We start from the raw sequence: 13,585 nt of genomic DNA on the forward strand, positions 1-13,585 counted from the left end.
CGGTCAGGACGGCGCCGTTCGCCGTCGCCACCCGCTCCGCCTCCCGACAGGCCCGCGACCCATCCTCCTGGACGCCGAGCACCGACGCGGCCGCCAGGGCGGCCAGGTCCGCCGCCGCGGCGGCGCGATGTCCGGCGTGAACCGCAGCAAGCACGGCGAGCCCGCCAGCCGTCAGCGTCAGCACCACCAGGATCAGCGCCAGGGCCAGCACCGTGCCCGCGCCCGACTCGCGCGTCACGGGACGCCGGCGATGCCAGGTTCGGCCTGGGCCACCGCCTCGGCCTGCGGCGGCGGCAATCCCGCCAGCGCCCCCATCGGCGCGGGCACGGGCGCCCGCACCCGAACGGTGACGAGCTGCGATCCGGCGGTGACCGCGACCTCGGCGCCCTGGGGAGCACCGCGCCGGGCCACGTCGCGGATCGCGTCCGGGCTGTCCCCGCGCGCCGCCGCCCGAGCGCCGGCCCGGGCCGCGTCGAGGCAGCGCACCTGATCGACGCCGTACCGCATCGCCGCCAGCGAGACGGCCAGCACGACGACGACGACGGGCAGGACCAGGGCGGTCTCCGCCGTCACCATCCCCTGCTGCGAGGCCCGCCGGCCGCCGGGTCCGGCGCCGCGGGCGGGCAGGTCGCGCATCTCATGCCCCCAGCCCCAGCGCCCGCGTGATGATGCCGAGCAGGGCCGCCTTGATCTCCGGGGACCGGACGACGGCGATGAGGAGGGCGGCGAACGTGCAGGCGGCGACCGTCCCGATGGCGTATTCGGCGGTCGTCATGCCCGCCTCCCTGTCGCGCAGGGGCCGACGGGCGCGCAGCCGAGCGAGCGAACGGACCATGGTGTGCTCCTTTCCTGGCGGCCGACGGTGTGTCGGCACCCGGTCAGCGTCGTCGGTCGCCCGGTCCGGCCGCCGAGGCCCGGCGCGGGCCTGTGGGTATCGGCCTCGCCGCTGGGGGGTGTGGATCACTGCGCCAACAAAACCGAGCCCCACGCGGGCCTGCCCTGGCGACTCAGGGCCCAGCCACCCGACCGGCGAGCGCGAGCACCACCGGGACCACGGTGGTCAGCACGAAGGCCGGCAGAAAGCACAGGCCGAGCGGGAGGACCACTTGGACGCGCAGCCGAGCGGTCGCGACCTCCAACCGGTGCTGCCGTTCGCCCCGCAGGTCCTGCGCGACCGCGCTGATCGACGCCGCCGGTGGGACGCCGGCGGAATCGGCCAGGCGCAGCGCCCGAACCAGCGGCGCCCACGCCGCGCCCCCAATCTCGTCCGGGGGAAGATCGATGCCCCACCGGCGGGCCGCGACCATCGCCCGGAGCCCGCCCGCGACCGACCCCTCGGAGGCCGCAGCCACCTCCGTCAACGTGTCGTCCACCGCGGCGCCCGCCCGCAGGGCCAGCGCCACCAGGTCGCAGGTCGCCGCCACCTCCCCGAGTGGGACCGCGGCGGGCAGACCGGACGGATCGTCACCGGCTCCGGTACGGCGCGGGCGCACGACGTACTCCAGGTGCGGCCGTCCCCGCGGCCAACCCGCGACGGCGACCCCGAGCAGAATGGCGACGACAGCAACGAACGACGCGGTCATCGCGCATCTCCCGCGGTCGCCACCCGACGCAGCAGCCGCCGCATCCACCACATCCCCAGGCCGACGAGCCCCACCCCGAGCGCGGCGCTGACGCGGGCCGGTGCCGAACCGTAGAGGTCCGCGGGTGAAACACCCACGGCGGCCGCCAACAGCGGCCCGAGCAGCGGCAGCGCCACCAGCACCAGGACCGTGGCCCGGGCCTCCGACATGGCGACGGCCACCGCCCGCCGCGCCGCGACCTCGGCGCGGAGCAGGGACGCGACGGCGCGGACGCTCTGGGCCAGCGGTGTACCCAGCCGGTCGGAGAGCTGCCACGCGCGGGCCAGGAGCGCCAACCCCTCGAGGTCCTCTCCCGGGCCCGCCGCGCCCAGCCCCGCCGGCTCTCCCCCGGGCTCCGGCCCCGCTGCCGAGGCCAGCAGCCCCTCCCGCACGGCCAAATCGTCGGTGGTCCCGGCGGCCTCGCGCAGTGCGTCACGGGCGGCCAGCCCCACCTCCAGTCCCGCGGCCAGCGCGTCGAGGGCCCGAAGGACCGCGTCGCCCCGCCAACGCCGCTGGGCGCGCCGGCGACCGGGCCACGGAAACCCTCGCCCTGCGGCGCGCCCCCGCCGCGGCGAGGAACGACCCGGCCAGCAGACCACGGCCGCCACGCACCCCAGGACGGCGAGCGCGAGTCTCATCGGGGCGCCAGCCGGTCGTCGAGGGCGGCCGCGCCCGGACCAGGCCCCCCGTCGGCCCGCCACGCCGGGACGACCGCCAGCGCGGCGCCGCGACCCGCCAGCACCCCGATGGTCTCGACCCGACGGCCCTGGGCCGTGCGGCGCAGGTGCACCACGGCCTGCACGGCGCTGGCGAGTTGGGCCCGGGTCGCCGCCGGTGCCATGCCCGCCAGGGCGCCCAGGGCCTCGAACCGGGTGACCACGTCCTCGACGCGATTAGCGTGCAATGTGCCCGCGCCGCCCTCGTGGCCGGTGTTGAGCGCGGTGAGCAGTTCGCGCACCTCGGCGCCGCGTACCTCGCCGACGATGAGCCGGTCCGGACGCATCCGCAGCGACTGCCGGACGAGGGTCGTCAGGTCCACGCCGCCGCGGCCCTCGGACGTTGGGGGTGCGCGCCTCCAGCCGTACGGCGTGTGGGTGCGGCACCACCAGCTCGCGGACGTCCTCGACGATGACGAGGCGTTCGGCGGCGGGGACCTCGGCCAGCAGGGCGGCGAGCAGGGTCGTCTTCCCGCTGCCGGTGCCGCCGGTCACGACGTACGACGCCTTGGCCGCCACGATCGCGCGTAGCAGGGCCTCGGCCTGCGGCGGCACCGAGCCCCACGCGGCCAGGTCGGCGACCGTCGGGGCCTGCCGCCGCGGCACCCGCAGGCTGATGTGCGCGCCGGCGGGCACGAGCGGGGGCAGGATCGCGTGCAGCCGCACCCCGCCCGGCAGGCACCCGTCGACGAACGGGCTGGCATCGTCGAGTCGGCGCCCGGCCAACCCGGCAAGCCGGGTGGCGAGTCGTCGGACGTCCTCCCCGTCGCCCACCGGGCAGTCGACCCGGCGCAGCCCGGTGCCGTCATCGACCCACACGCCACCCGATCCGTTGACCAGGACGTCGGTGACCCCCGGCAGGTCGAGGAGTCCCTGCAAGGGGCCCGCACCCAGCACCCGCGCGGCGAGATCGGCCCGGGCGGCCCGCAGCCCGTCCGTGCCGAGCAGCTCGGCCTGGGGGCCGAGCACCGCGTCGACCCCCGCCGCGGAGGGCGACTGACCCGCCCGGGCCAGCCCCGCAGCTCGGAACTCCTCGCCCCGCCGCCACCCGCTCACGCGGGTCCCGCTCTCATGCGACCCGCTCCTCGCGGGTCAGGCCGGTCCACAGCTCGTGCGCGACGGCGCCGAGCCGGCTCCGGCCGCTGCCCGGCGCCTCGCCCCGGGCCAGCGCGTCGTCCAGCCGGGGGTCGTCGGGGACGACGCCGAGCAGCGGCAGCCCGAGCCGTTCCGCGACAAGCTCGGCGAGGTCCGCCCTCCCCCGCGGGCACCGTTGCACCAGCCAGACCTGCTCGCAGGCCCCGGTCGTGAGGGCCTCGGCGGCTCGCCCCGCCCGGGCCAGCGCCGGCACCCCCGTGCCGACCACCAGCAGCAGGTCGGTGCAGCCCACCTCGCCCCAGGCGGTCGCGAGCCCCGCCGCCGGGACCGTGCCCAGGTCAAGCACCAGGACGTCGACCACGCGCGTCAGCGCCTCGAAGACGGCGGCCGCGGCCGCCGCGGGGGTCCCGCGACCAGGATCGTGGCCCGGCTCGTCCGGGGTGGTCGTGGCCGCAGACAAGACACGTACGCCGCCGGCCGACTCGGGCAGGTGGCGCAGGAGCACGGCCCCGTCCAGACGCCCGCTGGCCTCGGCGAGGTCGGGCCAGCGCACCCCGGGCCGAGACTCCAGGTCGAACAGCGCGTCGATGCCGCCGCCCCAGGCGCCAGCGTCGGCGCACACGACGCTCCAGCCGTCCGACCGGGCCCTCGTCGCGAGCGCCGCCGCCAGACACGACGTACCGACGCCGCCCGATCCGCCCACCACTCCCACGACGCGAGGGCGGCCCCGGGCCTGCCCGCCGCGCGTGTCGTGCCCTTCCCACTTCCTGCGTCGCGACATGCGCCTCACCCTCGCCGTTCCGGGCGGCGGGCGACGGCTCGCCGGCGGTGACTGTGGACGGCGAGTGGCACCACCCGGGGGTGTGGATAGCACGGAGGGATGCGATGGCTGGGCGCCTGAACGGCTCGCGGCCAGGAGAAACCCACGGAGAAACGGGGCGGCCCCCGTTGGGGGGACAACGGGGGCCGCCAACGCGCCTAACTCCGGGGGGGAGGAGTCGGTGCGCCGCGCTCAACCCGAAGGGAGCGCCAAGGACAGTCTGCCTCTCGGAAGCCCGCGTGGCAAACCCGAGTTTGCGTGTCGCGACGCGTGTCGCGCCCCGGGCGGGCGGTGTGTTTCGGCGGCACCACCGTGGCCAGCCCGAACACCGCCCGCGAGGGGCGCGATCATCGCGAGCTGAGTTGGCGCGGCGACGAACTCGCCTGGCGAACCAGCCCGCTGAACAACTCGATGGCACCTCCCGACGCATCGGGAGATGCCATCGAAGACGTGAGCCTCACGAGGTAACAAGCGTGCACCTAACGCGCCCGGCGGGGCACGGTCGGAACCGGAGGGGTCCGTCCGACCGGCACCCGCTGGGTCCCGTCCATCAGTGGACTGCCCGCGAGTGGGTTCTCGTTCGTCTCACGTCGGCGGCGGAAGCCCGCCGTCTTGACTTCAGGTGTACTCCCGATGACGCGTGACCACCAGCTTTCCGGCACGTCGCCGATATCACATCGCCCGGATGAATATCAACTCGGGGGGCGGGTATTGGTCACCCTGGGCTCGCGGGAGTTTCCTCAGGCACCGGGCTCAGCCGAGCCGACCCGCGAGCACGGCGTCCGCGATCTGGCGCCCCTCGGCGACCGCCGCCAACATCGACCGGCCCCAGTGGATGAGCCACAGCTCGACGCCCTCGCGACGACCGGTGGCGTAGGCCGCCAGGGAGCCGACGTACGCGGCGCTGCCCTCGTGCCCCAGCCCCACCTCGGGGACGGCCACCCCGGTGGGATCGAGGCCGCTGGCGACGACGTACGCCCGATCCACCGCCCGCGCCACCAGGCCGTTCCCGCGCACGAACGGGCGGACGTGGGCCAGTTCGGCATGGACGAGGGCGGCCACGACGTACGCCGGGGCGCCCGTGTCGACGAGCAGCGCCGAGACCCCCTGCAGCCTGGCCGCGACGTCACCGGCCGCGGGCGGCTGCCCCAGGTCGGTCAGCTCCAAGACGGCCTCCCCGTCGCGCCGGGGGCGGGCCACCGCGTCCGCGGGCAGCAGGGGCGCGCCGGCGGCGACCGCGACCCGGGTGATCGCCTGCCCGGGCGCCTTGCGCAGGAGGGCGGCCACGTGCTCGGCCTCCGCCGTGGCCTGGACGGCAGCGCGGACCACCGCATCGGTCGCGTCCTGCCCCGTGGCGGGCTCGGCGGCGCCGCACAGCATCCGGCGTACGGTCGCCTCGTCCACCCGCGCCCCGTCCAGGTCCGCGCTCGCCCGCGCCCCGCGCACGCGCGACTCGGCGGCCGCCTCGGGGATGCGGCGGCGCAGCGCCGGGTGCCACCGCAGCTGGGTGCACGCCTCACGCACCTCGTCGACGAGCGGGGCGACGGCTGCCCACTCGGCCATGTCGCGCAGGATGTCGGCCCGGGTCACGACCTCAGCCTAGAGTTCGCAGGGTGATGGCGTTGCGGCACCCAGCCCTGGAGCCGGTGGAGGGCGCACCGGGGTGGGCCGTCCTGGCCGTGATGATCACCGGGGCGGTCGCCATCGCGGTGATCATCACCTACGGCCTGCGGCACCGCGGCCGACTCTCGTCGCCGGAGGCGCGCGCGACGTACGAGGCCTTGCATGTCGCCGCCGAGGCGGGCCGGCACCTGCGCGACGGGCTGACCCCGAAGGCCGCCGCCCGCGCGGCCCGCGACCTGCGGCCGCTGCTGCAGGTGGCCGCGATCTCAATGTGCGACCCCACGGACGTCCTCGCGTGGGAGGGCGCGGGCGGACATCACCGCGAGCAGGTCCTGGAGCTGTCCCGCGCGGTGCTGGAGACCGGGGCGACTGTGCGCCTGGGCGAGACCGACCTGCACTGCGGCAACATCGACTGCCCCATCCGCGGAGCCATCCTGGCCCCCATCGTCAGCGAGGACCGGACGGTCGGCGTGCTCGGCAGCTACGACCACACCGTCACCGCCGACCTCGTGCGCGCCACGGAGGCGGTGGCCGACTGGATCTCCACGCAGGTGGACCTCGCCGAGCTGGCAACCCAGCGCGAACGGGTCATGGAGGCCGAGCTGCGCGCGCTGCGGGCCCAGATCAGCCCCCACTTCATCTACAACTCCCTCGCCGCGATCGCCAGTTTCGTGCGGACGGATCCGCCGCGGGCGCGCGAGTTGCTGCTCGAATTCGCCGACTTCACCCGCTACTCGCTGCGCAAGTCCGGGCCGATGGCCACCCTGTCCGAGGAGCTGGCCAACATCGAGCGCTACCTCGCGCTGGAGCAGGCCCGCTTCGGGGACCGCATGGTCGTCAGCCTCATGCTCGCCCCCGAGGTCCTCGCGGTGCAGGTGCCCACCCTGACCATCCAGCCGCTGGTGGAGAACGCCGTCAAGCACGGCATCGAGTCCTCCCCCGGGGTCGGCCACATCTCGATCAGCGCCCGGGACATGGGTCCCGACGCGGAGATCGCCATCGAGGACGACGGGGTGGGCGCCGATCCCGACGAGATCCGGGCGATGCTCGCGGGAGAGCGCGGGGATCACGTCGGGTTGACGAATGTGGACGCGCGGCTGCGCCAGACGTACGGCGACGACTATGGACTCGTCGTCGAAACCGCAGTCGGCGCCGGGTCGCGGGTCTCGTTCCGTGTGCCCAAGTACTCACGCCGTGCGCAGGACCGTTGAGCGCACCCGCGGGTACGCTCAACGCATGAGTACGGAAGCTGCCCAGCCCAAGGACGGCCTGTCGGTGCTGGTCGTGGACGACGAGGCGCCGGCCCTGAACGAATTGGCGTGGCTTCTGCGGCAGGACGAGCGGGTGGCCGAGGTGCGCACCGCCCCCAGCGGGGCCGACGCGCTGCGCGCCCTGGACGCCGCGCCCGCCGACGTGGTCTTCTGCGACATCAGCATGCCCGGCCTGGACGGGCTGGAACTGGCTCGCGTGCTGGGCCGGTTCGTCGAGCGACCGCAGATCGTCTTCGTCACTGCTCATGAGAAACATGCCGTCGACGCCTTCGAGGTGTCGGCCACGGACTACCTGGTCAAGCCCATCCGCGAGGAGCGGCTCGCGGAGGCCGTACGCCGAGTGGTGACGGCGCACCACGCCGCCAGCCCGGCGCCCGCCCCCGCCCCGCCGGAGGACGAGACCATCCCGGTCGAACTCGGCGGCGTGACGACGTTCGTCCAGCGCAGCGACATCATCTACGTGCAGGCCCAGGGCGACTACGCCCGGCTGCACACCCGCACCGCCAGCCACCTGATCCGGGTCTCCCTCACCACGCTCGAGGAGCGCTGGGCCAGCGTCGGCTTCGTCCGCATCCACCGCAGCACGCTGGTGTCGCTGCCGGCGGTCACCCAGGTGCGCACCGAGCGCGGCCGTTGCGTGGTCGTCCTCGACGGCATCGAGTTGCAGGTCAGCCGCCGGCACACCCGCGAGCTGCGCGAGCGCCTGCTGCGGCTCCCCGGTCAGGAGCGCGGCTGAGGCCGTCCGGCCGCACCTGCGCTGACGAGACCCGGCCCCGATGACCCAGCCTCCCGCCGAGGGCACGCCCCCGCGCCGGCGCGGCGATCGCGGCCGCAGCGACCAGTCGGGGGCCACTCCCGCGTCCTCGACGGGCGGGGCGCTGTCGCGCGCGGCCCGCGGCGGCCGGGACGTGCCCCGTCGGGTGCGCGTCACCTCGCCGCGCAGTCAGGCGCGCAGGCGGCCGCCGCAACGGCCCCTGAGCAGCGAGATCGGGGAGCAGACCCAGCTCGGTGAGGTCTACGTGACCTCCCTCATCCGGGCCCAGCTGCGGCTGTCGATCGTGGTGACCGGTGGCGTCGGCGTCGCGGTGGGCATCCTGCCCGCGTTCCTCATCCTGGTTCCCGCGCTGAGTGAGCTGAGGGTCGGCCCGGTCCCCCTCACCTGGGTGCTGGTGGGGTCGATGCTCTACCCCTTCCTGCTGCTCGTGGCCCGGTCCTACACGTGGGCGGCCGAGCGCGTCGAGCGGGACTTCGGCGACCTGTTGGAGGCCGAGTCGTGACGGCCACGCTCTCGGTGAGCGCGATCGTCCTCGTCTGCGTCCTGACCGTCGCCGCGGGGGGTTTCGGGCTGCGCTGGTCGCGGACGACGAGCGACTTCTACGTCGCCAGCCGCGCCGTGCCCCCATCGTGGAACGCCTCGGCGATCGGCGGCGAATACCTCTCCGCGGCCTCCTTCCTCGGGGTCGCCGGGCTGGTGTACCTCGCGGGCCTCGACACGCTCTGGTACCCGGTGGGGTACACGCTCGGCTTCGTCATGGTGCTGATCTTCGTGGCGGCCCCGCTGCGCCGATCGGGGGCCTACACGCTGTCCGACTTCGCCGAGGCGCGGCTGGGCAGTCCGGTGCTGCGGGGGCTGTGCACCGCCCTGGTCATCGTCACCGGCTGGCTCTACCTGCTGCCCCAACTCCAGGGCGCCGGACTGGCCATCCACGCCCTGACCGGGGCGCCGCACTGGACCGGCGGCCTCATCGTCACGGTCGTCGTCACCGCGAACGTCCTCGCGGGCGGCATGCGCTCGCTCACCCTCGTGCAGGCGGCGCACTTCTGGGTGAAACTCTTCGCCATCGCGATTCCGGCGGTCATCCTCGTGTGGGTCTGGAACCGCAACGGGCAGCCGATCCCCGACGGCGTCTCCCTCGTGGAGCGGCCGTTGGACGCCACGCAGTCGTCCGCGATGACGCTGTACGCCGCATACAGCACGCTGCTCGCGCTCTGCCTGGGCACGATGGGCCTGCCACACGTGGTCGTCCGGTTCTACACCAACCCGGACGGGCGCTCGGCGCGCCGCAGCACCGTGGTCGTCATCGGGCTGCTGGGGCTGTTCTACCTGTTCCCGCCGATGTACGCCGCGCTGGGCCGGGCCTATCTCCCGACGCTGCCCCCGGGGATGGCCGCGGACACGCTGGTGCTGCTCCTGCCCAACCTCATCACCCCCGGCGCGCTGGGCGACACCCTCACCGCGATCCTCGCCGCCGGCGCCTTCGCGGCCTTCCTGTCGACCGCCTCGGGCGTGGCGATGGCGGTCGCGGGGGTCCTGGATCAGGACGTCGTGCGCCCCGCGCTCGGCCTCACCCAGGGCGCCAACGGCATCGGCAGCTTCCGCATCGCGACGGTCGCCGCCACGACCATCCCGTGCCTCCTGCTGCTCGGCGTTAGCGGCGCGGGGCTGGCCACCACGGTGGCGCTGGTGTTCGCGCTGACGGCCTCGACGTTCTGCCCGCTGCTCATCCTCGGCGTGTGGTGGCGGCGGCTCACCCCCGCCGGCGCCATCGCGGGCATGTCCGCCGGGGCCGTGGCGGCCCTCGTCGCCACGGTCGCGACGGTCGCCGGGGTCACCGGCACGGGATGGATCCACATCCTGCTGGCTCAGCCGGGCGCCTGGACCGTCCCCCTCGCCTTCGGGCTGACCGTGATCGTCTCGCTGCTCACCCCGCGCCAGATCCCGAAGAACGCGCTGCAGACGCTAGTGCGGTTACATACGCCCGAATCCCTGCAGCTGTCAACGCCGCCGCGCGCATAATCGCCTGCGGCGGCCAGCGCATTCGTCACATTGGCGCTGGTACGGCGCGTATACAGGCGATAACCCCCGGTTATTCTGCGGCGATGCCAATCTGCGCCCGTCAATCGTTCCGTTGATCGGAACGGCACTTTACGAGGAATTGACGAAAGGTTCGGTGTCGAGCCCGACCGGACAGCCGATGGTCCCAGTGGATTCCGAAGGATGACCCCTCTTCCTCCTCACCCCACAGCGCCGTCCCGGCGATCCAGTCCGACCGCACCCGTAGGAGCTCGAGATGTCCCGTCTGCACACCGTCGTCCTCGCCGCCGCTTCGCTTGGCCTGCTGGCCGTGCCCACCGCCGCCCACGCCGCCATCGACGCCCCGGCCGTCGTGCACACGAAGGTCGTCCACACGGGAGTGGTCCACACGGGGGTCGTCCACACCAAGGTCGTGCACACGGGCGTCGTCCACACCGGGGTCGTCCACACCAAGGTCGTGCACACGGGCGTCGTCCACACCGGGGTCGTCCACACCGGGGTCGTCCACACCAAGGTCGTCCACACCGTGGTGCACACGGGAGTTTCGGCTGTGGCCGACGCGCTCGTCGGCGACGCGGCCGTCCTGGCCGAGCTCGGCCTCCTGGGCTGAGCCTCGCGGCAGGCCCGACCGCACCCGATCACCGCTTTCCGCACCCGCCGCTCGGAGCGCCCTGCGCTTCAAATCCGTTCTCGCGTCGTACATTCGGGCGCAGGGCACGCTCGGGCCGCCCTCGTCAAGGGACCGGCCCGCCCCCCCTGGCGACGTGAAGGACGGTCACGATGGACGACGAGCGGTACGACGAGGGCACCGACCCGACGTGGGCTGACCTGCCGGGCACGCTTGCCGTAGCAAGCGCCCCGCCCCGGCGCCGCACCGGCGCCGCGCGGATCATCGCCCCACTCGTGCTGGGCGCGGCGGGGATCCTCCTGATCGTCGCCGTCGTCACGGCGATCTCGACACTGCGAGCGCCGCTGCCCCCGTCGGCCACGCTCGCGCCGGCCGTCGCGGCCGCGGCCCCACCCAGCGCGACCTCGCCCGGATCGGTGGCCGCCGGCACCGCGACCACCAGCCGGTCGGACAGCACGACGGCCACCAGCGCCAGCCAGTCCCCCAGCGCCTCGCGCAGCACCGAGCCGTCGAACGCCGCCGCGGAGCTGCGGCAGATCGCCGCCGACCACGAACGCCGCCCCCAGGGGCAGGTGTACGCCGTGCTCTTCGACCTGACCGAGGGGGCGGAGAACCCGCGGCTGAAGACCGAGTCCGGCTCGACCACCTGGCAGGCGGAAGACATCCTGTGGCTGTACCGGCAGCGCACCAGCGCGTGGCCGGGCGCGGTGCTGCAGGCGCACGCCGACGGCGAGAAGAGTGCGTGGCGCCTCACCGTGAGTAACCCGCAATGGCGCACGTCAAGCGACGCCCAGAAGTGGTGTGAAGCCTCGTTCGCGCAATACGACGGCGCCGACCGGGAAAGCCGGTGTCGGGTCCCGCAGGGGTGAACGTCAAGGCACCCGAACGGTCGTGTCCGCTCGCCGCGCCTGAGCCTGCGCCTGACGCGTTTGTCCATTTGCCCCCTTGCCGCGCCGGGTCTAAACCGGAAAGAGTGTGCGCGTCCAAAGACGCACGCGCCTGGAGGTTCCGCTGTGGCCGAAGAGACCCTGTCCAACTTGCTGATCGAAGACCGCCGGTTCCCCCCGACTGACGCTGTCGCGGCCTACGCCAACGGCAAGCAGGAGCTGTACGACCAGGCCGCTGCGGACTTCGAGGGATTCTGGGCTGACCAGGCCCACAAGTACGTCACCTGGTACAAGGACTTCACCCAGGTGCTCGACTGGAGTGACGCCCCGTTCGCGAAGTGGTTCGTCGGTGGCGAGCTCAACGCGGCGTACAACTGCGTCGACCGGCACGTCGAGGCCGGCAAGGGTGACAAGGTCGCCCTGAAGTTCATCGGCGAGCCGGGCGACATCCGGGAGATCACCTACGCCGAGATGCAGACCCAGGTGGCCAAGGCCGCCAACGCCCTCAAGGCGCTGGGCGTCGGCAAGGGCGACCGGGTCATGATCTACCTGCCGATGATCCCCGAGGCCGCCATCGCCATGCTGGCCTGCGCGCGGCTCGGCGCGCCCCACTCGGTCGTCTTCGGCGGCTTCTCCGCCGACGCGCTGAAGTCCCGCATCGCGGACGCTGAGGCCAAGGTCGTCATCACCTCCGACGCCGGCTACCGGCGCGGCTCGGCCTTCCCGCTCAAGCCCGCCGTCGACGACGCGGTCTCGGTCGAGGGCAGCCCCGTCACCCACGTGCTCGTGGTCAACCGGTGCGACGCCGAGGTCGCCTGGAACGCCGACCGCGACGTGTGGTGGCACGAGGCCCTCGAGGCTGCCTCGGCGGACTGCCCGCCGGAGCACGTGGACTCCGAGCACCCGCTGTTCATCCTCTACACCTCCGGCACGACCGGGAAGCCCAAGGGCATCCTGCACACCACCGCGGGCTACCTGGTCCAGGCCGCCTACACCAACCACGTCGTCCACGACGTCCACCCGGACGAGGACGTCTACTGGTGCACCGCGGACGTGGGCTGGGTCACCGGCCACACCTACATCGTTTACGGGCCGATGGCGCTCGGGGCGACCCAGATCATGTACGAGGGCACCCCGGACACCCCGCACCAGGGCCGCTGGTGGGAGATCATCCAGGACCACAAGGTCACGATCCTCTACACGGCGCCGACGGCCATCCGCACCTTCATGAAGTGGGGCGCGGAGGTCCCGAACAAGTTCGACCTCTCCTCGGTGCGGCTCCTCGGGTCGGTGGGCGAGCCCATCAACCCCGAGGCCTGGATGTGGTATAGGGAGACCATCGGCGGCGGGCAGGCCCCCATCGTCGACACCTGGTGGCAGACCGAGACCGGCGGCCACATGATCTCCCCGCTGCCCGGCGTGACCTCGCTGTGCCCGGGTTCGGCGCAGTACGCCATCCCCGGCGTCGTGGCCGAGGTCGTCGACGACAATGCCCAGCCGGTCGAGAACGGGCAGGGCGGCTACCTGGTCATCACCAAGCCGTGGCCGGGCATGCTCCGCGGCATCTGGGGCGACCCGGAGCGCTACAAGGAGACCTACTGGGGCCGCTGGCCGTCGCTGTACTTCGCCGGTGATGGCGCCAAGAAGGACACCGACGGCAACATCTGGGTGCTGGGCCGCGTCGACGACGTCATGAACGTCTCCGGTCACCGCCTGTCCACCTCGGAGATCGAGTCGGCCCTGGTCAGCCACCCCGCGGTGGCCGAGGCCGCGGTGGTCGGCGCCACCGACGAGATGACCGGTCAGACCCCGGTCGCCTTCGTCATCCTGCGCGGCGGCACCGAGGTCACGGACGAGCTGCCCGAGCAGCTGCGCAGCCACGTCGGCAAGGAGATCGGCGCGATCGCCAAGCCGAAGTCCGTCATGATCGTCTCCGAGCTGCCTAAGACCCGCTCGGGCAAGATCATGCGCCGCCTGCTGCGCGACGTCGCCGAGAACCGCGAGGTCGGCGACGTGACGACCCTGGCCGACTCCTCGGTCATGGACTTCATCAAGAACAACCTGCAGGCCAAGAAGTAGCGCCGACAGAACACGTACGTCGTACGACG

General features: G+C 73.6%; 13 protein-coding genes and 1 pseudogene. 7 read left to right on the forward strand and 7 right to left on the reverse strand.

The features are described from left to right. Positions 1–234: 234 nt before the first annotated feature. The 7 genes and pseudogenes from IPK37_03400 to IPK37_03430 form a co-directional block, all read right to left on the reverse strand. Positions 235–576, reverse strand: a complete 342-nt coding sequence (locus tag IPK37_03400) for a pilus assembly protein TadE (GenBank protein QQS02644.1) — start codon at positions 574–576, stop codon at positions 235–237. A 61-nt stretch (positions 577–637) separates the two neighbouring features. Next, positions 638–835: a DUF4244 domain-containing protein gene (locus IPK37_03405; GenBank protein ID QQS01509.1), complete on the reverse strand. Its 198-nt coding sequence runs from the start codon at positions 833–835 to the stop codon at positions 638–640. A 172-nt stretch (positions 836–1,007) separates the two neighbouring features. Further along, positions 1,008–1,583 carry a type II secretion system F family protein gene (locus IPK37_03410; protein QQS01510.1) on the reverse strand — a complete coding sequence of 192 codons (576 nt, stop codon included), beginning with the start codon at positions 1,581–1,583 and terminating at the stop codon, positions 1,008–1,010. Continuing rightward, complete coding sequence (locus tag IPK37_03415; GenBank protein QQS01511.1) at positions 1,580–2,260, reverse strand: hypothetical protein; 681 nt, start codon at positions 2,258–2,260, stop codon at positions 1,580–1,582. The genes IPK37_03410 and IPK37_03415 overlap by 4 nt, the downstream gene beginning before the upstream one ends. Beyond that, positions 2,257–3,352, reverse strand: a pseudogene (locus tag IPK37_03420) (TadA family conjugal transfer-associated ATPase). The gene IPK37_03415 and the pseudogene IPK37_03420 overlap by 4 nt, the downstream one beginning before the upstream one ends. Positions 3,353–3,407: 55 nt before the next feature. Then, entirely contained in the window at positions 3,408–4,214 is an 807-nt protein-coding gene (locus IPK37_03425; protein ID QQS01512.1) for a pilus assembly protein FlpE, read from the reverse strand. A gap of 792 nt (positions 4,215–5,006) precedes the next feature. Further along, positions 5,007–5,816: a hypothetical protein gene (locus tag IPK37_03430; GenBank protein ID QQS02645.1), complete on the reverse strand. Its 810-nt coding sequence runs from the start codon at positions 5,814–5,816 to the stop codon at positions 5,007–5,009. Between the two features lie 53 nt (positions 5,817–5,869). On the opposite strand from IPK37_03430, the gene IPK37_03435 reads away from it, so the two are divergent. The 7 genes from IPK37_03435 to acs all read left to right on the forward strand — a co-directional run bounded on the left by IPK37_03435 (position 5,870) and on the right by acs (position 13,556). Further along, on the forward strand, positions 5,870–7,087 hold the full coding sequence (locus tag IPK37_03435) for a histidine kinase (protein QQS02646.1): 1,218 nt from the start codon (positions 5,870–5,872) through the stop codon (positions 7,085–7,087). Between the two features lie 25 nt (positions 7,088–7,112). After that, positions 7,113–7,883, forward strand: coding sequence for a response regulator transcription factor (locus IPK37_03440; protein QQS01513.1), 771 nt, complete (start codon positions 7,113–7,115; stop codon positions 7,881–7,883). A 40-nt stretch (positions 7,884–7,923) separates the two neighbouring features. Then, complete coding sequence (locus IPK37_03445; protein QQS01514.1) at positions 7,924–8,424, forward strand: hypothetical protein; 501 nt, start codon at positions 7,924–7,926, stop codon at positions 8,422–8,424. After that, positions 8,421–9,944: a cation acetate symporter gene (locus IPK37_03450; GenBank protein QQS01515.1), complete on the forward strand. Its 1,524-nt coding sequence runs from the start codon at positions 8,421–8,423 to the stop codon at positions 9,942–9,944. Before IPK37_03445 ends, IPK37_03450 begins: the two co-directional genes overlap by 4 nt. 274 nt (positions 9,945–10,218) lie before the next feature. After that, positions 10,219–10,572: a hypothetical protein gene (locus IPK37_03455; protein QQS01516.1), complete on the forward strand. Its 354-nt coding sequence runs from the start codon at positions 10,219–10,221 to the stop codon at positions 10,570–10,572. 170 nt (positions 10,573–10,742) lie between these two features. Beyond that, positions 10,743–11,459 (forward strand): hypothetical protein, encoded by a 717-nt coding sequence (locus IPK37_03460; GenBank protein ID QQS01517.1) that lies wholly within the window; start codon positions 10,743–10,745, stop codon positions 11,457–11,459. 144 nt (positions 11,460–11,603) lie between these two features. Next, the gene (gene acs, locus IPK37_03465; protein QQS01518.1) at positions 11,604–13,556 is read left to right on the forward strand and encodes an acetate--CoA ligase; all 1,953 of its coding nucleotides are present in this window, start codon (positions 11,604–11,606) and stop codon (positions 13,554–13,556) included. Positions 13,557–13,585: the final 29 nt, after the last annotated feature.

Source organism: Austwickia sp., assembly GCA_016699675.1.
In the GTDB taxonomy this organism is placed as follows: Bacteria; Actinomycetota; Actinomycetes; order Actinomycetales; family Dermatophilaceae; genus Austwickia.